At 28.7% G+C, this 20,666-nt stretch carries 21 protein-coding genes; 13 read left to right on the top strand and 8 right to left on the bottom strand.

The genetic code is table 11. The annotated features are described in order from the left end of the window. Positions 1-268: 268 nt before the first annotated feature. The 4 genes from MPF13_RS01945 to MPF13_RS01930 all read left to right on the top strand — a co-directional run bounded on the left by MPF13_RS01945 (position 269) and on the right by MPF13_RS01930 (position 5,042). Positions 269-946, top strand: coding sequence for a succinate dehydrogenase cytochrome b subunit (locus MPF13_RS01945; RefSeq protein WP_249980628.1), 678 nt, complete (start codon positions 269-271; stop codon positions 944-946). A 12-nt stretch (positions 947-958) separates the two neighbouring features. Next, the gene (locus tag MPF13_RS01940; RefSeq protein ID WP_249980627.1) at positions 959-2,971 is read left to right on the top strand and encodes a fumarate reductase/succinate dehydrogenase flavoprotein subunit; all 2,013 of its coding nucleotides are present in this window, start codon (positions 959-961) and stop codon (positions 2,969-2,971) included. Positions 2,972-2,993: 22 nt separating this feature from the next. Continuing rightward, positions 2,994-3,737 carry a succinate dehydrogenase/fumarate reductase iron-sulfur subunit gene (locus MPF13_RS01935; RefSeq protein ID WP_249980994.1) on the top strand — a complete coding sequence of 248 codons (744 nt, stop codon included), beginning with the start codon at positions 2,994-2,996 and terminating at the stop codon, positions 3,735-3,737. Between the two features lie 129 nt (positions 3,738-3,866). Then, the gene (locus MPF13_RS01930; RefSeq protein ID WP_249980626.1) at positions 3,867-5,042 is read left to right on the top strand and encodes a carboxypeptidase-like regulatory domain-containing protein; all 1,176 of its coding nucleotides are present in this window, start codon (positions 3,867-3,869) and stop codon (positions 5,040-5,042) included. 80 nt (positions 5,043-5,122) lie between these two features. Here the strand turns inward: MPF13_RS01930 and dgoD are convergent, their stop codons facing one another. Next, on the bottom strand, positions 5,123-6,280 hold the full coding sequence (dgoD, locus tag MPF13_RS01925; RefSeq protein WP_249980625.1) for a galactonate dehydratase: 1,158 nt from the start codon (positions 6,278-6,280) through the stop codon (positions 5,123-5,125). A gap of 352 nt (positions 6,281-6,632) precedes the next feature. Between dgoD and MPF13_RS01920 the strand changes: the two genes are divergently transcribed. Both MPF13_RS01920 and MPF13_RS01915 read left to right on the top strand, forming a co-directional pair. After that, complete coding sequence (locus tag MPF13_RS01920; RefSeq protein WP_249980624.1) at positions 6,633-7,382, top strand: SDR family NAD(P)-dependent oxidoreductase; 750 nt, start codon at positions 6,633-6,635, stop codon at positions 7,380-7,382. A 16-nt stretch (positions 7,383-7,398) separates the two neighbouring features. Then, the gene (locus MPF13_RS01915; protein ID WP_249980623.1) at positions 7,399-8,211 is read left to right on the top strand and encodes an SMP-30/gluconolactonase/LRE family protein; all 813 of its coding nucleotides are present in this window, start codon (positions 7,399-7,401) and stop codon (positions 8,209-8,211) included. A gap of 83 nt (positions 8,212-8,294) precedes the next feature. On the opposite strand, the gene MPF13_RS01910 is transcribed toward MPF13_RS01915, so the two are convergent. Further along, a complete protein-coding gene (locus MPF13_RS01910; protein ID WP_249980622.1) occupies positions 8,295-8,522 on the bottom strand; it encodes a helix-turn-helix domain-containing protein in 228 nt (75 codons plus the stop codon). 510 nt (positions 8,523-9,032) lie between these two features. On the opposite strand from MPF13_RS01910, the gene MPF13_RS01905 reads away from it, so the two are divergent. Then, positions 9,033-10,412, top strand: coding sequence for a TlpA family protein disulfide reductase (locus tag MPF13_RS01905; RefSeq protein ID WP_249980621.1), 1,380 nt, complete (start codon positions 9,033-9,035; stop codon positions 10,410-10,412). Position 10,413: 1 nt separating this feature from the next. Here the strand turns inward: MPF13_RS01905 and MPF13_RS01900 are convergent, their stop codons facing one another. Then, positions 10,414-11,049 (bottom strand): ribonuclease H1 domain-containing protein, encoded by a 636-nt coding sequence (locus MPF13_RS01900; protein WP_249980620.1) that lies wholly within the window; start codon positions 11,047-11,049, stop codon positions 10,414-10,416. Then, positions 11,042-11,614 carry a phosphoribosylglycinamide formyltransferase gene (gene purN / locus MPF13_RS01895; protein ID WP_249980619.1) on the bottom strand — a complete coding sequence of 191 codons (573 nt, stop codon included), beginning with the start codon at positions 11,612-11,614 and terminating at the stop codon, positions 11,042-11,044. The genes MPF13_RS01900 and purN overlap by 8 nt, the downstream gene beginning before the upstream one ends. Before the next feature lie 172 nt (positions 11,615-11,786). On the opposite strand from purN, the gene MPF13_RS01890 reads away from it, so the two are divergent. The 5 genes from MPF13_RS01890 to pyk all read left to right on the top strand — a co-directional run bounded on the left by MPF13_RS01890 (position 11,787) and on the right by pyk (position 16,021). Next, positions 11,787-12,023, top strand: coding sequence for an acyl carrier protein (locus MPF13_RS01890; protein WP_004569249.1), 237 nt, complete (start codon positions 11,787-11,789; stop codon positions 12,021-12,023). 7 nt (positions 12,024-12,030) lie between these two features. Next, complete coding sequence (gene fabF / locus MPF13_RS01885; protein WP_249980618.1) at positions 12,031-13,284, top strand: beta-ketoacyl-ACP synthase II; 1,254 nt, start codon at positions 12,031-12,033, stop codon at positions 13,282-13,284. Between the two features lie 6 nt (positions 13,285-13,290). Further along, entirely contained in the window at positions 13,291-14,028 is a 738-nt protein-coding gene (gene rnc, locus MPF13_RS01880; protein ID WP_249980617.1) for a ribonuclease III, read from the top strand. Positions 14,029-14,141: 113 nt separating this feature from the next. Continuing rightward, positions 14,142-14,591 carry an IPExxxVDY family protein gene (locus MPF13_RS01875; RefSeq protein WP_249980616.1) on the top strand — a complete coding sequence of 150 codons (450 nt, stop codon included), beginning with the start codon at positions 14,142-14,144 and terminating at the stop codon, positions 14,589-14,591. 2 nt (positions 14,592-14,593) lie between these two features. Continuing rightward, positions 14,594-16,021, top strand: a complete 1,428-nt coding sequence (pyk, locus tag MPF13_RS01870; protein WP_249980615.1) for a pyruvate kinase — start codon at positions 14,594-14,596, stop codon at positions 16,019-16,021. 57 nt (positions 16,022-16,078) lie between these two features. On the opposite strand, the gene MPF13_RS01865 is transcribed toward pyk, so the two are convergent. Beyond that, positions 16,079-18,376, bottom strand: a complete 2,298-nt coding sequence (locus tag MPF13_RS01865) for a M28 family peptidase (RefSeq protein WP_249980614.1) — start codon at positions 18,374-18,376, stop codon at positions 16,079-16,081. A gap of 106 nt (positions 18,377-18,482) precedes the next feature. Here MPF13_RS01865 and MPF13_RS01860 point away from each other — a divergent pair, with 106 nt between their 5' ends. Then, on the top strand, positions 18,483-18,947 hold the full coding sequence (locus MPF13_RS01860) for a CBS domain-containing protein (protein WP_249980613.1): 465 nt from the start codon (positions 18,483-18,485) through the stop codon (positions 18,945-18,947). Between the two features lie 5 nt (positions 18,948-18,952). Here MPF13_RS01860 and MPF13_RS01855 read toward each other — a convergent pair whose 3' ends face one another. The 3 genes from MPF13_RS01855 to MPF13_RS01845 are packed head-to-tail and all read right to left on the bottom strand — an operon-like array spanning position 18,953 to position 20,607. Next, positions 18,953-19,657: a hypothetical protein gene (locus tag MPF13_RS01855; protein ID WP_249980612.1), complete on the bottom strand. Its 705-nt coding sequence runs from the start codon at positions 19,655-19,657 to the stop codon at positions 18,953-18,955. A gap of 55 nt (positions 19,658-19,712) precedes the next feature. Next, positions 19,713-20,063 carry a hypothetical protein gene (locus MPF13_RS01850; RefSeq protein ID WP_249980611.1) on the bottom strand — a complete coding sequence of 117 codons (351 nt, stop codon included), beginning with the start codon at positions 20,061-20,063 and terminating at the stop codon, positions 19,713-19,715. Continuing rightward, positions 20,053-20,607, bottom strand: coding sequence for a GNAT family N-acetyltransferase (locus MPF13_RS01845; protein ID WP_249980610.1), 555 nt, complete (start codon positions 20,605-20,607; stop codon positions 20,053-20,055). The genes MPF13_RS01850 and MPF13_RS01845 overlap by 11 nt, the downstream gene beginning before the upstream one ends. Positions 20,608-20,666 lie beyond the last annotated feature (59 nt).

Here is a 20,666-nt window from a genome sequence, read left to right as displayed (position 1 = left end):
TATTAATAAACACTAAAAAAAATAATAAAAATGATGATTATTTGGTGATTTTAAACTGTACTTATTTTGTACTTAGATAAATACTTAGTTACGTACGTAGATTTTTAAGTGTTAAAATAATTTTAAAGAGCTAAAATTAAATGGTTAAAACCTTTAAATTAATTATTTATAATAGTTCTAAATACAGTTTAAAATACGACTCTTTCTTTGTAAAGGTAATAGATAAGCCTTATTTTTGTTGTTAACGAACTTTTAACTAATTTATACAATGAGCGGATTTTTCAAATCTTCAATCGGAAGGAAAATAGCCATGGCGCTATCTGCATTCTTCCTCATGTTTTTCTTAATAATGCATTTATCAGTAAATTTACTTTCACTTATAAGTGAAGATGCATTTAACGAAGCTTCACATTTTATGGGAACAAATCCTTTAGTACAATTTGCATTGCAACCTGTATTAATCTTTGGTGTTGTTTTTCACTTTGTAATGGGGTTTGTGTTAGAATTGAAAAACAAAAAAGCAAAAGGAGTTGCCTATGCAAAAGACAATGGTGCAGCTAATTCTACTTGGATGAGTAGAAACATGATTTATAGTGGTATTGCTATTTTAGCTTTTATTGTTTTACACTTCATAGATTTCTGGATTCCAGAATTAAACACTAAATACGTTATGGGAGATATGTCTGGTTTACACAATGGTGAAATGAGATATTTCCATGAATTGGTAGAAAAATTTCATAGTCCATTAAGAGTTGGTGCTTACGTTGTTGCATTTGTTTTCTTAGGATTACATTTAGCACATGGTTTTACATCTGCTTTCCAATCTATGGGAGTAACAGCAGGACGTAAAAAAGCATTACAAAACTTCGGTAAAATATACTCAATAGTTATTCCATTAGGATTTATAATTATTGCATTGTTTCATCACTTATTTAACAACCATTAATCTTATATAAATATGGCTTTAGATTCAAAAGTACCTCAAGGTCCAATTAAAGATAAATGGACAGATTATAAAAACAAAATTAACTTGGTAAATCCTGCAAACAAACGTCACATAGATGTTATTGTTGTAGGTACAGGATTAGCAGGTGGTTCTGCAGCAGCAACATTAGCAGAATTAGGCTACAATGTAAAAGCATTTGCTTATCAAGATTCTCCAAGAAGAGCGCATTCAATTGCAGCTCAAGGAGGTATTAATGCTGCAAAAAACTATCAAGGAGATGGAGATTCTACTTACAGATTATTTTACGATACTGTAAAAGGAGGAGATTATCGTTCTAGAGAAGCAAACGTATATCGTTTAGCAGAGGTTTCTGCAAACATTATAGATCAATGTGTGGCACAAGGAGTTCCTTTTGCACGTGATTATGGTGGTTTGTTAGACAACCGTTCTTTTGGTGGAGTTTTAGTTTCTAGAACTTTTTATGCAAAAGGACAAACAGGTCAGCAATTATTATTAGGTGCATATTCTGCAATGAACAGACAAATTGCACGTGGTAAAATAGAAATGTTTAACAGACACGAAATGTTAGACGTTGTTATTGTTGATGGTAAAGCAAGAGGAATTATTGCTAGAAACTTAATTACTGGAGAAATTGAGCGTCATTCTGCTCATGCTGTTGTAATTGGTTCTGGAGGATATGGAAATGTATATTTCTTATCTACAAATGCAATGGGATCTAATGCAACTGCATCTTGGAAAATCCATAAAAAAGGAGCCTATTTTGCAAACCCTTGTTATACACAAATTCACCCAACATGTATTCCACGTTCTGGAGATTATCAATCTAAATTAACATTGATGTCAGAATCGTTAAGAAATGATGGTCGTATTTGGGTTCCAAAAAACATGGAAGATGTTTTAGCAATTAGAGAAGGTAAGAAAAAACCTACAGATTTATCTGAAGCAGAAAGAGATTACTATTTAGAAAGACGTTACCCTGCATTTGGTAACTTAGTACCACGTGATGTTGCATCTAGAGCAGCAAAAGAACGTTGTGATGCTGGTTATGGTGTAAATGCAACTGGTGAAGCAGTATATTTAGATTTTGCATCTGCTATAGATCGTTATGGAAAAGAGCAAGCTAAAATTCAAAATATAGAAAATGCATCAGCAGCTAAAATATACGAATTAGGTCAAAAAATTGTTGAAGCTAAATACGGAAACTTATTCCAAATGTATGAGAAAATTGTAGATCAAGATCCATACAAAACTCCAATGATGATTTATCCTGCAGTGCACTATACAATGGGTGGTGTTTGGGTTGATTATAACTTAATGACAACCATTCCTGGTTGTTACTGTATTGGAGAAGCAAATTTCTCTGATCATGGTGCAAACAGATTAGGAGCTTCTGCATTAATGCAAGGTTTAGCAGATGGTTACTTTGTATTACCTTATACAATTGGAGATTATTTAGCAGATGATATTAGAACAGGTAAAATACCAACTGATACTGCTGAGTTTGATGAAGCAGAAAAAGAAGTAAAAGACAGAATTGATTTCTTTGTAAATAATAAAGGAACAAAATCTGTAGATTATTTCCACAAAAAACTTGGAAAAGTAATGTGGGATAAAGCAGGTATGTCTAGAAATGCTAAAGGTTTAGAAGAAGCAATGGTAGAAATTAAAGCCATTCGTGAAGAATTCTGGAAAGATGTAAAAGTTCCTGGAGGAAAAGATGAAATGAATCCTGAGTTAGAAAAAGCAGGTAGAGTTGCAGACTTCTTAGAATTAGGAGAATTATTTGCTAAAGATGCTTTAGTAAGAGCTGAGTCTTGTGGAGGTCACTTTAGAGAAGAATCTGCAGAAGAAGATGGACCACAAAAAGGAGAAGCAAAACGTAATGACAAAGAATTTGCATTTGTTTCTGCTTGGGAGTATAAAGGAGAACCTGCAGACGCAGTTTTACACAAAGAAGAATTAGAGTTTAACGATATTGAATTGAAACAACGTTCATATAAATAAGAAAGATATGTCAGGTAAAGGAATGAATTTAACGTTAAAAATTTGGAGACAAAAAGACTCAAGTACAAAGGGTCAAATGGTCGATTATAAAGTAACCGATATTTCAGAACATATGTCTTTTTTAGAAATGATGGATGTTTTAAATGAGCAGTTAGTTAATGCTGGTGAAGAACCTGTTGCTTTTGATCATGATTGTAGAGAAGGTATTTGTGGTATGTGTTCTATGTACATAAATGGAGAAGCTCATGGACCAGATAGAGGTATTACAACTTGTCAGTTACACATGCGTATGTTTAAAGATGGAGATACTATTACAATAGAGCCATTTAGAGCTGCTGCATTTCCTGTAATTAAAGATTTAATTGTAGATAGAAATGCTTTTGAGCGTATTCAACAAGCAGGTGGTTACATTTCTGTAAACACTTCTGGTAATACACAAGATGCTAACAATATTCCTATTTCTAAACATGCAGCAGATGAAGCTATGGATGCAGCAACTTGTATTGGTTGTGGTGCTTGTGTAGCAACTTGTAAAAACTCTTCTGCAATGTTATTTGTTGGAGCAAAAGTATCTCAATATGCTTTATTACCTCAAGGTCAAGTAGAAGCTGCAGATCGTGTTCAAAACATGGTTGCACAAATGGATTTAGAAGGTTTTGGAAACTGTACAAATACAGGTGCTTGTGAGGTTGAGTGTCCTAAAGGAATTTCTTTAGACAACATTGCAAGAATGAATAGAGAGCTTATGAAAGCTAAAATTCAATAATAGTAATTAAAACGAAATTGACTTTATTAGTTATTTCGAAATTATAATATAAACTCCTTAGTGTTATACTAAGGAGTTTTTTTATGTCTTAAAATGATTATCTTACTCAAGAATTCATAATTTGTAAACATGCAATTTTTTAAAAAATATTTATTATTTCTTTTTATTATTGGTTTTTCTTTCTCAATTCATTCACAAAAAAATATTAAATTAAATGGTTTAGTAGTTGATGAAAATAACGAGCCAATACCTTATGCAGCTATAGGAATACCATCAAAATCTCTAGGTACAGCTACTACAGAAGAAGGTACATTTTTATTATTTGTATCAAAAAACAATCTGTCAGATTTTTTAGAAGTTTCTAGTATAGGTTTCGAAACTTTTAAAATTAAGGTTCAAGATTTTATCAATTTAAAAGAAAAGAAGATTGTTATTAAAGAAGCAGTAATGTCTTTAGATGAAATAGTTTTAAGTAAAAAACCAAAAGATTATGCAAAACTTGCTATTAAAAAATTATGGAAAACAACTATAAACGATGAACATCAATTAAATATTTTATACAGAAGGTTTTCTGTAGAAGAAGGCAAAGCAAGATTTTTAGTAGAGCATTACATTAATGTATTAGATAAAGGACCATTAGAAGGAAAGTTTTTAGGAGTAGAAATTGTTGCTGCAAGAAAATCTGCAGATTATAGATTTGTAAAGAAAAAATTAAAAGGGCATCCTATAAATGTAATAACCAGATTTAGTCCGCTAAGAAATGATTTTCGTTTAAAAGATTACAATTGGAAACGTAAAGGAGATACCTCTTATGATGGAGAAGATGTTTTAATTGTAGAAGGAAGGTTTAAAGGTAATAACAGAAGGTTTGTTAGGTTGTATGTGGGTATGGATACTTATGGAGTATATAGAGTAGAAACTTCTATATTAAGCGCTCTTTATGTATATAAAAAAGATGCAGATGGTAAGTTACACTTAAGTTATCATAATAGAACAAGAAATGGTAAAGTGTTTATAAATAGCAAACAAAAAGCTATTTTAAGAACCGATAAAGAATTTGTAAATGAATCTTATAAACATGAGGTTTTTGTTTTAGGTGTAAAAAAAGACAGTAAAACAATTAAAGCTTCAGAATATAAAACTTTTAATGAAGATATTGGAGATATTAAAGCAAATTACAATGCTAGTTTTTGGGAAAATTTTAGTTTGCCACCAGCAACTAAATTTTATAAAAAAAGTGTAAAAGAATTAGAAGCTATATATGGAGTTTCATTAAAAGATCAATTTAAAGCAGTTAATAAATAGTATATAATTTCTATAAAAAGACAAAACTCAAGATTATATAAAATCTTGAGTTTTCTTTTTTATCTTAAATAATAATTATTTTACCATTCAGCAAAACTTCCATCTTCATGTCTCCAAATTGGGTTAGACCAATCATGACCAATTTTTTGAGCCTCTCTTAGTTTATCCTCATCAATATCAACACCTAAACCTGGTTTTTTAAGTAAATCTATATAACCATCTTTTACATCAAATACTTCTGGATTAGACATATAATCTAAAATATCATACCCTTTATTATAATGTATGCCAATACTACTTTCTTGTATAATTGCATTGGCAGATACAAAATCTACATGTAAACAAGAAGCTAAAGCAACTGGTCCTAATGGACAATGTGGAGCTAAAGTAATATCATAAGCTTCTGCCATTGTAGCAATACGTCTAACTTCAGAAATACCACCTGCATGACTTAAATCTGGTTGAATAATATCTACAACACCTTGGTGTAAAACATCTTTAAAATCCCATCTAGAAAACATACGTTCACCAGTAGCAATTGGTATACTTGTATAACCATAAATGTGTTTTAAAGCATCATTGTTTTCTGTTAAAACAGGTTCTTCAATAAACATTGGTTCATAAGGAGCCAACTCATCAATTAATCTTTTAACCATTGGTTTGTGAACTCTACCATGAAAGTCTAAACCAATATCTAAATCATATCCAAACTCTTCTCTTAAAAGTTTAATATTATGAGCTATTTTTTTAACATCTTTCATAGAAGAAACCCATTCCATAGCTCCTGTAGCATTCATCTTTACAGCTTTAAAACCATCTTTTACTTTTTGATGTGCTTGTTCTAATACTACATCTGGATTGTCTCCACCAATCCAACAATACATTTTCATTTTATTACGAACAGCACCACCTAAAAGTTCATGAACTGGTACGCCCAAGTGTTTTCCTTTTATATCCCATAAAGCCTGATCTATCCCAGAAATTGCACTCATTAAAATTGCACCACCTCTATAGAATCCACCTCTGTATAATACTTGCCAAATATCTTCTATTTTACTAGCATCTCTACCAATTAAATATTTTTCTAATTCTTTTACACAAGCAGCAACAGAATCAGCTTTACCTTCAACCACAGGTTCTCCCCAACCAATTATTCCAGATTGAGTTGTTATTTTTAAAAATAACCAACGTGGAGGTGCTTTAAATAATTCTATTTTAACAATTTTTAAATCGTTCATAAATTCTAATTTTTAATTGAAAACACTTTAATTTTTAGTAAGTGTTTGTACAAATGTTATTTAAGTAATATTTACTCTTTTTATAAAAAAAGCTAAGGCAACAAAGATCTGTTAATAAAAATTATAAGAAGTTTCTTAGGGTTCTATTTTTGTATCTATTAGTAAATGAAAAGTATGTAAATAGATCTTTATAAGAATAGAGTTATAATTGTGTATACATTAAAATTCAGATGTTTTTATCAATAATATTTCAATCAGTTTTTACTGAGGGTAACAAATAAATGACTCAAAAATACTTTGTCAATTTAGAATATGTAGAATTTTACAGAAATTAAATTTGAATATATTTAGTATGAAAACAGTAATGATTGTAGGAGGAAACAAAGGAGTTGGTAAAGAAATTTTAATGGCTTCTTTAAATAAAGGTTATAATGTTGCCTTTTGCAGTAGAAACGAAGAAGAAGGTAAACAAATTATTAAGTCTTTAAATGCAGAAGACAAACTCTACTTTCATAGAGTTGATTTAAATGAGATAAATGAACTAGAAAATTTTGTTATTCAAACTAAAAAGAAATTTGGTGGTATAGATGCGTTAGTAATTTATTCTGGAATAACACCTGTTGCATCATTAACAGAAACAGAAGAAGATGTTTATGATAGTGTTTTTAATGTAAATCTTAAAGCACCTTATTTCTTAATAAAACATGTTATTAAGTCTATGAAAGAAGCAGGAAATGGAGGTTCAATTGTATTTTTTGGTTCTGCTCATATGGATTATGGTCAAATAGACAGAACTGCGTATGCACTTACTAAAGGTACACTTTACACACTTTCTAGACACATTGCTCGTCATTATTCTAGTTATGGAATTAGATCTAATTATGTAGTAATGGGATGGACACATACAGAAGGAGAATTACAATTAAGAAAAGAAGAAGGTATAAGTGCAGAAGAATTAAAAAGTAAAGCAGCAGCTATATTACCAATGGGACGTATGTTAACTCCATCTGACCCTGTGCCAGCAGTAATGTATTTAATTTCTGATGATTCAGCAATGACAACTGGTTCTAAAATTAGAATCACTGCTGGAGAATATATTTAATAAATAAAATATTTTTATGAATCCATCTTTAATTTTTAATCCAAATTCAGAGCTTTTAGAAGGTCCTGTTTTTGATAAAGAAAACAACTATTTATACTTTGTATCTATTTTAGATTGTTTGGTTTATTGTTATAACCCTACAACTAAAGAAATACTAAGTGTAAAATTAGATTCACCTGTAAGTTGTATATTCTTTTTAGAAAGAAAAAAAATATTAGTTTCTTCTAAAAATGGTTTTTTTGAAATAGATTTTAATACGTTACAACAAAAATTTGTTTTTCAAATTGATATTGATAATCTAGTAAGATATAATGACGGAATCTCAGACCCAATAGGTAGAATAATTATTGGAACAATGGGATATCCAGAAGTAAAAGAAGGTGTAGGAAACGTTTATTCTTATTTTAAAGGAGAGTATAAAACCATAATTAAAAACACAACCATTTCAAATGGTTTGGCTTTTTCTGCAGATCATAAATTCTTGTATTTTATAGATACACCAACTAAAAAAGTTGCAAAATATTCTTATGAAATAGAAACAGGAGAAGTAGCTTTTTTATCTTATGTTATAGAATTTAAACACGATGCTTTTCCAGACGGAATGTGTATTGATAAAAACGGAATGTTATGGATTGCAGAATGGGGAGGTGCTTGTATTTCTCAATGGAATCCATTAAATGGAGAAAAAGTAAAAGAAATAAAATTACCTTGTAAAAACGTTACATCTTGTTGTTTTGATAATGATGGTAATTTATATATTTCTACAGCTAAAGAAGATAATAAAGAAGATATAAACGGAGGTGGTTTATATTATGTAGCTTTAAATTAAAGCTTAATAAAATCTTTTCAAAATTAAAAAAAAGGCATTTCTAAAAGAAATGCCTTTTTTTTATAGAATAAAGTTTTATTTTTTTAAAAAAACTCTTTTACTTCAATATTTAAAACCTCAGCAATTTCAAAAAGACGAATTAAATCTAGTTTAGAGTCTCCTTTTTCAACTTTAAAATAACCACTAATTGTCATGTTTAATTTTAAGGCTAAATCTGTTTGAGACAAACCTAGTTCTTGTCTTTTATCAATAATTTTTTGTAAAACTTTTTCAGCTTTTTCTTGAGGTCTTTCTGTAGTAACTTTTTTCACTTTTTATTCTTTTTCTTTTCTACCATCAAAGATAGTGCTAAAATGTGTTTTTTCACTTTCCATTTTCGACTAACTGAAAACCGTGAGAAGATTTTTATCACGGAAAACCGTTAGTCCAAAAAGAAGAAACAGTTTTTTGGTTACCTTAAAAAACTTCCCGAATTTTGAATTGTGGGAGCATTGCTATGAAAAGAAAAATTATCCCATTAAACTTAAAAAACCCCAAACTATTTATAGTTTGGGGTTTGTCTTTTAATTATAGAATTCGTTTAAAAATTGTACAGAAAGAAACAAGAGCAACTTGTAATTCATTTATTTCTGTAAGAAATATTTTTTGTAAAACTCAAATGATTCGTAATTTCAATAATATAAATAGTTACTGATTATCCATTTTTTACTAACGGAAAACCGTGAGTTTTTTTATATCCCTGAAAACAGTTAGTCTAAAATGGAAAGTTATTTGTTTGTAAATCAGAAATATATTGTTCAAATTTGGAAAAGGAAATTGCTATGAACAGTCAAATAAAAATATTACTACAAATAATTATAATCACTTTTTTTATTAGTTGTAATAAAAAGGAAGTTTCTAATTTAAAAAATGAGAATGATTACCTAGTTGTAAAATTAGAAAAAACAATCAATACTGATTTTGAATTCGATTTTAGAGTAACGGATTTTCTTATGTATTCCTTTAAAGAAAAATACCCAAAATATTATGCAGAATTAAGAGAGAGACCATATAATATTCCAAAATTAGATTCATTTCATATTGTATCTTATTCATTTCAGAGAGGAAAATTGTTACATGACCTAACAAAAAACAATTATTTTGAAAGTGAGACTGATAAATTAAAACTGCATTACTATTTAAAGGATACAACTAAAATGATTGATAAAAAAATTAATCATCAAGTTAATGCTATTTCGGGTTTTAAAGATGGAAAACAGGTAATTATCGTGGATACTCAAGGTAATAATAATTACAGTGATGATGAAGTGATTGTATTTGATAAAAAAATCGATATTGAAAACTTTGAAAAAGTAAATAAACTACCAATAAGAACCTTAAATTATGATATCGCAAGTTATGATACTATTGTAAATTTTAAAAGAAAATTTCAGATTTTACCAAATCCTAATCATCCATGGATACATCATCTTGTTAAAACCAAAGAACTAAGAGGATATGCTTTGTTGTTAAAGGTTAAAGATTATTGGAAAGGGGAAATTAACATTAAAAACACAATTTATGATATTGCAATACAAGGTGAAAATAAATTTGAGAATAATATATTTTTAATTAGACCAAAAACTTTAAATGATAATATAGGGAAAGCATATAATAAAAACTTTATTTACTATTTAAATGATACTATTAAAATATCTGATAAATTATATAAAATTGATAGTATTCAAGACGACATGTCTAAGTTAATTTTAAAAAAAATCACAAAAAATAAACCATTTTATAGTTATAGGTTAGGTTATACTATTAAAAATTTCAAATTAAAAAGTTTCGATAATAAAGAACTCCAAATAAATGATTTATCAACTAAGAAATATTTACTTCTTGATTTTTGGGGAACATGGTGTGCACCATGTAAAGAATTAACTCCTGAATTGTTAAGGTTCAATAAAGATTTAGCAGATAAAATAGATATCTTAGGTATAGCTTATAGAAGCTCTTTAGAAAAATCTAAAGAATATGTTAAAAATAATAAGATGGAGTGGCATCATGTATACTCTAAAGGTAGAGAAGGTATAATTAGAGACTTAAAGATTGTTAGTTATCCTACTTTTATTTTATTAGATGATAATCGAAAAATAATATATAGAGGGTCTGGTAAAGAAGCTCTTATAGATATTGAAAGATTTATTGTTAATAACTAATTTACTTCCTCCCAAAATCAGCAGGAATTTCTCCCCAAGCTTTGGTTTCCCATTTTAAAATAGGGTTTTTGTAAGTATTCTCTTTCAGCCATTTTTCGGCTCTTTTTATGAGTTCTAATAAATCTTTGTTAGAAGCATCAAAATGTAAATTGGTTTTACATTGTTTCTTTTTTACCCAACTCATGGCAATTTTAGAATCAGAATAAATAGGGAGGTTGTGTTGGTTTTTACTTTTTAATAAAGCAATACCATGCACTAAAGCTAAAAACTCGCCAATATTATTAGTTCCTTTTGCAAAAGGGCCTTTTATAAAAAGTTGTTGTTTATTATGAGTTAAAACACCTCTATATTCCATTTTCCCAGGATTTCCAGAACAAGCAGCATCTACAGAAATACTTTCTAAATTAGGTCTTCCTATTTTTTCTTTTTCTTTAGATGATAAGGTTGGTTTTTTAGTATCCTTTCCTTTGTAATCATCATATTTACCTTTAGAGGCAATTTCTGCTTCGTTTAAATTGGCAAAAGACTTGTATTGTGCACCTTCAAAACCGTCAATTTGAGCTTTACAGACTTTCCAAGAAGTAAAAACCCCTTTTTTTCGTCCATTCCACACAACATAAAACTTTTTTTTAGGCATTTTCTTTTAAAATTACGTCTTCAATTACTTTTGGAAAATGTTCTTGTTCTAAAATATGGATTTTTTCAGCAATTTTTTCTGGAGAATCATCTTCATTTAAGGCAGTTTTTGCCTGAAAAATGATGGCTCCTTCATCATAATTGGCATTTACATAATGAATTGTGATACCAGTTTCAGTTTCATTATTTTCTTTTACAGCCCTATGAACGTTCATTCCATACATGCCTTTTCCACCATAATTTGGCAATAATGCAGGATGAATGTTAATAATTTTATTAGGAAAAGCATCAATAATATTTTCTGGTATTTTCCATAAAAAACCAGCAAGAATTATGTAATCTGCATCTTCTTTTAAGATGTTTAAAATTTTATCAGACTTAAAAAAGTCATTTCTATTAAAATGTAAACTATTAACATTTAGTCTTTTACATCTTTCAAAAACTTTGGCATGTTCATTGTTACACAATACATTAGTAACAATAGCTGTCTTAGTTAGATTAAAAAACTTAATAATATTTTCTGCGTTCGTTCCAGAACCAGATGCAAAAATTACAATACGCTTCATATACTATAAATCTAGGTTACAAAAAAAAGAATAATTATTAACAATTTGATTATTTTTAAAGTAAGAAAATAAATTTTATTTACTTTTAGTAATCATTTTTCGAGCAAAAATTAGTTTTAATTGTTAAGATTCGTATTTTTGCCCCGATTTAAATTTTAAAAAACAAAAAATTATGTCAGACATTGCATCAAGAGTAAAAGCTATTATCGTAGACAAATTAGGAGTAGACGATAATGAAGTAACAACAGAAGCTAGCTTCACAAACGATTTAGGAGCAGATTCTTTAGATACTGTTGAGTTAATTATGGAATTCGAAAAAGAATTCGATATTCAAATTCCAGACGATCAAGCTGAAAACATCGGTACAGTTGGTCAAGCAGTTAGCTATATAGAAGAAGCAAAAAAGTAATATTTATATGCAGTTAAAACGAGTTGTAGTCACTGGACTTGGCGCATTAACGCCAATAGGGAATAATATTGAAGAATATTGGAACGCTTTAGTTAACGGAGTTAGCGGAGCAGCGCCCATAGAATGTTTTGATGCTGCCAAGTTCAAAACTCGTTTTGCATGTGAATTAAAAGGTTTCAACGTTACCGACTTTATTAATAGAAAGGACGCACGTAAAATGGATAGATTTACGCAGTATGCAATGGTGGCTTCAGATGAAGCAATTGCAGACTCAAATCTAGACTTAGAAAAAATTAACAAATTACGCGTTGGTGTAATTTGGGGAGCAGGAATTGGAGGTTTAGAAACTTTTCAAAACGAAGCTATGAATTTTGGAGCTGGAGATGGTACACCAAGATTTAATCCGTTCTTTATCCCAAAAATGATTGCAGATATAGCTCCAGGTAATATTTCTATTAAAAATGGATTTATGGGGCCTAATTATACTACAGTTTCTGCATGTGCATCATCTGCAAATGCAATGATAGATGCTTTAAATTACATTAGATTAGGACATTGTGATATTATTGTTACTGGTGGATCTGAAGCAGCTGTAACACAAGCAGGTGTTGGAGGGTTTAATGCCATGAAAGCTCTATCTGAAAGAAATGACGATTGTAAAACTGCCTCAAGACCATTTGATGCAACCAGAGATGGTTTTGTATTAGGAGAAGGTGCAGGAGCAATTGTTTTAGAAGAATATGAACATGCTAAAGCTAGAGGCGCAAAAATTTATGCCGAAGTTATTGGAGGAGGAATGTCTTCTGATGCATATCATATGACTGCTCCACATCCAGAAGGAATTGGAGTAATTGCAGTAATGAAAAACTGTTTAGAAAACGCAGGTATTAAACCTGAAGAAGTAGATCATATAAATACTCATGGTACTTCTACACCTTTAGGAGATGTTGCAGAACTAAAAGCAATTTCTAGTGTTTTTGGAGATCATGCTAAAAATATTAATATCAATTCTACAAAATCTATGACAGGTCACTTGTTAGGTGCTGCTGGTGCTATTGAGTCTATTGCTTCTATATTAGCAATGCAACATGGTATTGTGCCACCAACAATTAATCATGAAAATGTAGATGAAAATATTAATCCAGAACTAAACTTAACTTTAAATAAAGCTCAAAAAAGAGATATTAAAGTAGCAATGAGTAATACTTTTGGTTTTGGAGGACACAATGCTTGTGTTGCATTTAAGAAATTAGATGATTAATATTCTATGAATTTTATTCGTAAAATAGTAAAGCCACATTCTGAAGAGGATGCGCAATTCTATAACGAATTAAAAATACTGCTTAATTTTTCACCAAAAAAATTAAATAAATACAAAAAAGCATTTACACATAGATCTGTGCAAATGCTAGATAGTAAAGGCATGCCTATTAACTACGAACGCTTAGAGTTTTTAGGAGATTCTATTTTAGGCTCTGTTATTGCTTCCTATTTATATAAAAAAGTACCCAAAGGTACAGAAGGTTACCTTACACAGATGCGCTCTAAAATAGTTAGTAGAGATCATTTAAATGAATTAGGTAAAGACTTAAATCTAATTAGATTTGTAAAAAGCAATATAGATCAAGCAAATGTTGGCGATAATATTCATGGAAATATTTTTGAAGCATTAATTGGTGCTATTTATTTAGATAAAGGATATAATACCTGCCAAAAGTTTATACACGAAAATGTAATAGATCCTTATGTAGATATAGAAAAGCTAGAAGGAAAAATTACTAGTTATAAAGGACTTATTATAGAGTGGTGCCAAAAACGTAAGAAAAAATATACATTTGATACTTACGAAGATTCTGGCAATGAGTCAATTAAACATTTTAGTGTTAAAATAAGTATAGATGGAGAGCAAATTGCAAAAGGTAGAGCAACATCTAAGAAAAAAGCAGAAGAGCAAGCATCTAAAAGAGTATATTTTGCATTTCAAGAGCAAATAAACTTAACATAAATCACGATAACGTTTTCGTTAAATTAACACTAAAACTCATAAACAATTAGTATTTTTGTTACCTCATAAAAACTAGTATTTAGTTATAATTTATGCAGGTGTACTCTTTAGAAATGGATGATTTTTGCGAAGAAGAATATTCTTTAATAGGAATCCATTCTACATTAGAAGACTATAAACTTGCCTACTTACTAAACAAAAACCTAAAGACTAGGTTTTATAAAGCAAAAGAAGATTTAGAGTTTGTTAGAGAAAACAAAAAAGCTTCTTTTTCTATTTATAACTTTGAAAACAGAGAATATGATTTTGATTGGTTTTTAATAGCTAATAGCTATAGAAGAGAAAACCAAACAGTTTCTAATGAGTTATTATTAACATCAGAAACAAAAACATATTTAATTCCAGAAAAGAAAAAAGTAGATTTTTTTTTAAAAATATCTGGAGAATCTGAATATGAGTTTGTAATGAAAACAATAAATACAATTAAAAATATTGACAATGTTATTACAGCATACTCAATAGATAAAAACACATTAAAGTCTAAAGACTTTTTAATATTTTAAAAATGACAGAATTTAAAAAGACCAAAATAGTTGCAACCCTAGGACCAGCTACAGATAGTAAAGAAACTTTAACTGAGTTAGCAACACAAGGGGTTAATGTTTTTAGAATTAACTTTTCTCATGCAGATTATGAGAACGTTAAAAAAACTGTTAAAACAATTAGAGAAATTAATAAAGAAAAAGGTTATAATGTTGCTGTTTTAGCAGATTTACAAGGTCCTAAATTACGAGTTGGTGTAATGGAAGATGGTGTTGTTTTAGAAGATGGAGACACTTTTACATTTACTACAGAAAAATGTGTAGGAACTAACAAAAAAGCTTTTATGACTTACCAACGTTTTCCTAAAGACGTAAAAGTTGGAGAGCAAATAATGGTAGATGATGGTAAACTACTTTTTGAAGTAGTATCTACAGATAAAGACAAAGAAGTAGTTGTAAAAACAATTGTTGGTGGTCCTTTAAAATCTAAAAAAGGTGTAAACTTACCAAACACAGCAATTTCTTTACCAGCTTTAACAGAAAAAGATAAAGAAGATGCAGTTTTTGCTTTAGGTTTAGAAGTAGATTGGATTGCACTTTCTTTTGTAAGAACACCTGAAGATTTAAGAATGTTAAGAGATTTAATTACTCAACATTCAGAATATAGAGTACCTGTAATTGCAAAGATTGAAAAACCAGAAGCAGTTGCAAATATGGACGCATTAATTCCTTATTGTGATGGATTAATGGTTGCACGTGGAGATTTAGGAGTAGAAATTCCTATGCAAGACGTTCCATTAATTCAAAAGAAATTAGTTAGACGTGCAAAGAGAGCAAGAATTCCTGTAATTATTGCAACTCAAATGATGGAAACAATGATTGATAATTCTGTACCTACAAGAGCAGAAGTAAATGATGTTGCAAACTCTATTATGGATGGTGCTGATGCAGTAATGCTTTCTGGAGAAACTTCTGTTGGTAAACACCCTGTAAGAGTTATTCAAAAAATGGCAGAAATTATTAGAGCTGTAGAAAACTCTAGAATGATTAAAGTTCCTCATGAAGCTCCTCATATTAGAACCAATAGATTTATTACAAAATCTGTATGTCATCATGCAGCATTATTATCTAATGATATAGATGCAAAAGCAATTTCTACATTAACAAGAAGTGGTTATACAGCATTTCAACTTTCTGCTTGGAGACCTAAAGCTGAGGTTTTAGTATTTTCTTCTGAAAGAAGAATCTTAGCTAAAGTAAATTTACTTTGGGGTGTTAGAGCATTCTTTTATGATAAGCACTTAAGTACAGATGATACTGTTGTAGATATTAATAAAATAACAAAAGAAATAGGTATAGTTAAAGATGGAGATTTAATGATTAATCTTACTTCTATGCCAGTAGAAGCTCAAGGAATGGTAAACACATTACGTGTATCTGAAATTGAGTAATTATTTCTTAAAAATAATTTTAAAAAAGCATTCTAAATTTTAGAATGCTTTTTTGCGTTATAAACTTAATTTCTTTGTTATAATAATTGCATCATTGGTAACAAAAGGAGTTGGCATCATTTCTTGTGTTCTTGGTGTTATAGAAAAGTTTGGGTTTTCTAATAAATCATAAGATATTTCATTTAAAATAAAATCAATTTCATAATCTTTTAAAACACTAAAAGACAATGTAACCTCTTTGTCTTGGTTTGCAAGATGATAAACTAAGAAAGTTCCTTTTTTTACAGTATAGTTTTTACCTTCATTTGCTAAAACATCGTTCACTTTAAATTGATGTAACTTTAGTTCTTTTTTAGTGATAAACTCTAACTTATTTACTTTTCTATCTGGTATAATTGTAAATTCTAAAAAGCGTTTATTACCAATAACGGTATCTAAATCTGTTATAATATTAGAAGATTTAATATTTTTAAATTCGGTTTTTTTATGATACTTAAAACGAGTATTGTATTTACTTTTAGTTTCTGCATTTGCAATACTCCCTTTAGTTGCTTTTTTGTCAAAAATCTGTTTAGTATAATCATCTAAAGTAGTGTTGTAAGTACCAAAATAAGCAGTTTTATCATCAGAGTTTTGAATGTAAACTAGACTATTTGGTTTTTTCTTATCAACAGAAAAATCACTATTGTAAGTAGCAATTCCAAAGAAAATTATAGCAAAAATAAATACCATTTTCTGCATCCAAAACGTTTTTTTCTGATGAAAAGTTAAAATCATTAATCCAAAAACTAATGCAATTAAAACACCGCTAACAAACAAAATTTTTAACCCTAAACCTACAGGAAACATTTTAATTAATGGTGCAAAAATGTAGATTGTAGGGATGGATATTATGGTAAATAAAATACGTTTCGATTTTTCTTCCAAATCCATAAAAATGGAAATTGCTAAAATTATTAAAGCAGAAAATACAGGAATTATAAAAAAGCCAGCTCCTTTTAAATAAACATCTATAAAGAAGTTAATGATTAACCAAACTAAAATTGGGCCAATTAATAAGTCTGTAGTTTTTTCGTGTTTAGAAATGTATTTATATACCTTAAATAAGATCCATAGGTTTAAAAATACAAATGCAGCTATGTATTGATATCCATTATAAGTAAAACCGTGTAAAATGTCTTTATATTGAGGATGAATAAGAATTAACAACTTCCAAAGACCAAAAGAAATTCCACCACATAAAAGAATTGCTAAAAGAAATACTCCAAATCCTTTTAAAATTCCGTGTAAAGAAAGTTTTCTTTTAGAAATTCCGAAGAAAATTAGAATAAAAAAGACAAGAATTGTTGCATAAAACATAATAGAAACCCAAGAAAAAGGATAAGTAGCTAATTTTACAAACGGAAAATTTACATACACAAAATCTTCATCAGAATTTAAATTTGTTAAATCAGAATTTGCAAAATAATTTACAGTTGTTGTAAAATAATCTGCTTGGTGTACAAGTGTTTCTCTATCTAATCTTTCAAAAGAATCTTGTGCTGTATGATAATCGAAATGATCGCCAATAAAAGCAAAATTGAATCCATTAATATTACCATTTTCTCTAAAAACTGTTAAATCTGTATCATTTGGCAATTTTTTGTAAATGCTATACATTAAAGAATTTGCTGCAGGATAATTTGGTTTTGCTTTTAAAAACTCTGATAAAAGTTTACTGTTTTTTCCATTGGTTTCCATTAACATATAACTTGGACCACCACTTCCACGAGCTTCAAAGTTTAAAACCAAACCAATATCTTTTGCCCAAGAATGCTCTTCTACAAATGCTTGTGCACCTAATAAACCCAATTCTTCTGCATCAGAAATTAAAATGATAATATCATTTTTTGGTTGTTTATTTTTTTCTAAAAAAACACGCACACCTTCTAAAATAGTTACTACTCCAGAACCTGCATCACTTGCTCCTAAAGAAGAATGAGGATTAGAATCATAATGAGTTAATAACATTAATGCTTTTCCTTTTTCAGAACCTTTAATTTTAGCTAAAATATTTTCGGTAGTTGTTGCTGCAAACCATTTTTTATTAATGGCTGTTTGAGTTTGAATTTCTGTTTCTAAACCCATTTTTTGAAGTTCGTTTACAATATAATTTTGAACTTCTTTATGTTCTGTAGAGCCTGTAAAATGTGTTTTTTTACTAATGTTCTTTAAGTGAAAAAGAGCATTATTAATAGAAAATTCTGATTTAGATTCAATTTTTTTAGCGTTAAAAGAAGGTTTTAAATCAGAAAAACTCCAATAAATTACACCAAGAATAATAAGTACAGAAACAAGAGAAGAAAAGGATTTCATTAGATATTTTAGTTTTTATAAATGTAGTAAATAAAAAAAATATGATGTTAATGTTGGATAAAACAGAAAAATTGTTAAATTTAAAACAACTAAAAACTAAACTATTATGGGTATTAAAAGCTTTCAAGGAAAAAGAGATACAAGTCAAAGTAAAGAAGATGCACAAATTTTAGTGTCTGATTATATGACTAAAAAATTGATAACCTTTAAGGCTGATGATTCTTTAGATTATGTAATTAATCAATTAATTTCTAATAAAATTTCTGGAGGACCTGTTGTAAATGATAAAAACGATTTAATTGGAATTATCTCTGAAACAGATTGTATTAAACATATTTCTGAGAGTAAATATTATAATATGCCATCTGATGTTAATAATACAGTAGGTAAATACATGGTTACAGATGTAGATACTATTGATAAAAATATGAACATTTTTGATGCTGCATTTAAATTTATTAGTTCTCACAGAAGAAGGTTTCCTGTTGTTGAAAACGGAAAATTGATTGGACAATTAAGTCAGAAAGACGTTTTAAAAGCAGCAATAAGTGTAAAAGGGAATACTTGGTAAGTTTATTAGAATCTTTTTTTAGATTTAATATTTGGTAAATCTGTAATGATTAGTTTTTGTTTATCAGAACTTTCTAATTCTGCTATTTTAGAATAAGAATAGCCTTCAATGGGCTCTTTTAATCTTTTCCATTTTGCAACACCAGCAACAGTAATTTGTTCGCCAATTTCTATTATTCCTTCAGAATATCTTAGAGATTTGTTAAATCCAAAAAAGCCTTCACTTTCTATATTGTAATGGTTTAATAATTCTTTAAATTTTGGTGAAGGGTCATTAAATGATCCAGAATTTACTTTTTTGTCTATTACTAAATGACTGACATAATTTTTAGGATTTTGGCTTGGTCTAACAATTGCAAAATCTCCATTTTTTTCTAAAAAGAATTCCTGAATCTTTTCTTCATTAACTATAGTTCTCCAAGAACTACTTTTTCCATTACTTTTTTTCTGCTCAATTTTCATCACATAAAACACACATTTTCTTTTACTAAAAGGTGCAATTAATGGTTCTTTTACATGTAATGCTTTTCCAGAAAAACGTGTTAATTCGTTATTTCTTAAACTACCTATTTGTTTAATTGGTAATTTAGATAGTGTTCTAATAATTTTTTGCTTTGTACTAAAAAAGTAACTTAAAACGCCAATAATTGCAGCAATAGAAATAAATATAATTGGAACTAAATAGGAATTATCATTAGAAAGTAAGAACATTTTATAAAATTTTAGACAATTATTAGAAGTAATTTTTCTTGTTTTGTTACAACAATTAATCCCTTTTTATCAATAGAAAAGTTTCGTTTTCTAAAGGTAAATAGCCTTCATCGTAAATATAAAAATAAGTGTTTCCAGTTTTTGTTTTATAAATTGAAGTAAAAAACTGAAAGTCGAAACCTTTATCATATAATTTAGTTCTAGTTACTTTAGTTTTACCAGAAACGTTTAATTCTGATAAAATTTTATAATTTTTTCTAAGACGATTGTTAATATTTCTGATGAGGTTTTTACTGTCTTTGTTTACACGATTATTGTAAGCATTTCTGCAATAATCAGAGCAGAATTTTTTGTCTATTCTGCCTTTTACAACTTCTTCACACTCTAAACATTTTCTATTTTCCATAGTTTTCTTTTTTTAGTTCATACCAATTTACATTTACTGTTTCTTCCTTAAATTTATAAGGGAATTCGTTTATAAATTGCAATCCTATTTTCTTTAAAATTTTATTAGAACCAATATTTTTTACATCTGCAGCACCATAAATTGTTGTGTAATTCATTGTATTAAACCCAAATTCTAAACAAGCAATTGCAGACTCTAAACCATATCCTTTATTCCAATATTTAGGTATAAATCGATAGCCAATATCAATAAAATTTTGAAAACCATTTAAAGCTTCCTTTTCATCTATATTAAGTTTTAAACCAGACCAACCAATAAAATTACCAGATTTTTTTTCTATAACTGCAAATCTTCCTATACCTCTTTCTTTATATTGCTGTCTAATAAAATCTATATTTTTCTGAGCTTCAATTAATGTTTTAACGGGTTTATTGCCAAGATATTTATGCACTTCTGTGTTAGAATCTAGTGCAAACATTCCTTCTAAGTCAGAATTTTTAATTTCTCTTAGAAATAATCTATCAGTTTCTAATTGGTGTTCCATGTAACAAATATAAGTCAAAATATCCGTTTACAAACGACTACAAATAATTACAACCGAAA

Origin of the sequence: Polaribacter sp. Z022, assembly GCF_023555495.1 — a bacterium.
Lineage (GTDB): Bacteria > Bacteroidota > Bacteroidia > Flavobacteriales > Flavobacteriaceae > Polaribacter.
This window is presented reverse-complemented; position numbering and strand designations above follow the sequence as displayed.

Bases quoted from the DNA above. Each gene is read 5' to 3' on its own strand.
- MPF13_RS01945 (WP_249980628.1), top strand. From the start codon at position 269: ATGAGCGGATTTTTCAAATCTTCAATCGGAAGGAAAATAGCCATGGCG.
- MPF13_RS01940 (WP_249980627.1), top strand. From the start codon at position 959: ATGGCTTTAGATTCAAAAGTACCTCAAGGTCCAATTAAAGATAAATGG.
- MPF13_RS01935 (WP_249980994.1), top strand. From the start codon at position 2,994: ATGAATTTAACGTTAAAAATTTGGAGACAAAAAGACTCAAGTACAAAG.
- MPF13_RS01930 (WP_249980626.1), top strand. From the start codon at position 3,867: ATGCAATTTTTTAAAAAATATTTATTATTTCTTTTTATTATTGGTTTT.
- dgoD (WP_249980625.1), bottom strand. From the start codon at position 6,280: ATGAACGATTTAAAAATTGTTAAAATAGAATTATTTAAAGCACCTCCA.
- MPF13_RS01920 (WP_249980624.1), top strand. From the start codon at position 6,633: ATGAAAACAGTAATGATTGTAGGAGGAAACAAAGGAGTTGGTAAAGAA.
- MPF13_RS01915 (WP_249980623.1), top strand. From the start codon at position 7,399: ATGAATCCATCTTTAATTTTTAATCCAAATTCAGAGCTTTTAGAAGGT.
- MPF13_RS01905 (WP_249980621.1), top strand. From the start codon at position 9,033: ATGAACAGTCAAATAAAAATATTACTACAAATAATTATAATCACTTTT.
- MPF13_RS01900 (WP_249980620.1), bottom strand. From the start codon at position 11,049: ATGCCTAAAAAAAAGTTTTATGTTGTGTGGAATGGACGAAAAAAAGGG.
- purN (WP_249980619.1), bottom strand. From the start codon at position 11,614: ATGAAGCGTATTGTAATTTTTGCATCTGGTTCTGGAACGAACGCAGAA.
- MPF13_RS01890 (WP_004569249.1), top strand. From the start codon at position 11,787: ATGTCAGACATTGCATCAAGAGTAAAAGCTATTATCGTAGACAAATTA.
- fabF (WP_249980618.1), top strand. From the start codon at position 12,031: ATGCAGTTAAAACGAGTTGTAGTCACTGGACTTGGCGCATTAACGCCA.
- rnc (WP_249980617.1), top strand. From the start codon at position 13,291: ATGAATTTTATTCGTAAAATAGTAAAGCCACATTCTGAAGAGGATGCG.
- MPF13_RS01875 (WP_249980616.1), top strand. From the start codon at position 14,142: ATGGATGATTTTTGCGAAGAAGAATATTCTTTAATAGGAATCCATTCT.
- pyk (WP_249980615.1), top strand. From the start codon at position 14,594: ATGACAGAATTTAAAAAGACCAAAATAGTTGCAACCCTAGGACCAGCT.
- MPF13_RS01865 (WP_249980614.1), bottom strand. From the start codon at position 18,376: ATGAAATCCTTTTCTTCTCTTGTTTCTGTACTTATTATTCTTGGTGTA.
- MPF13_RS01860 (WP_249980613.1), top strand. From the start codon at position 18,483: ATGGGTATTAAAAGCTTTCAAGGAAAAAGAGATACAAGTCAAAGTAAA.
- MPF13_RS01855 (WP_249980612.1), bottom strand. From the start codon at position 19,657: ATGTTCTTACTTTCTAATGATAATTCCTATTTAGTTCCAATTATATTT.
- MPF13_RS01850 (WP_249980611.1), bottom strand. From the start codon at position 20,063: ATGGAAAATAGAAAATGTTTAGAGTGTGAAGAAGTTGTAAAAGGCAGA.
- MPF13_RS01845 (WP_249980610.1), bottom strand. From the start codon at position 20,607: ATGGAACACCAATTAGAAACTGATAGATTATTTCTAAGAGAAATTAAA.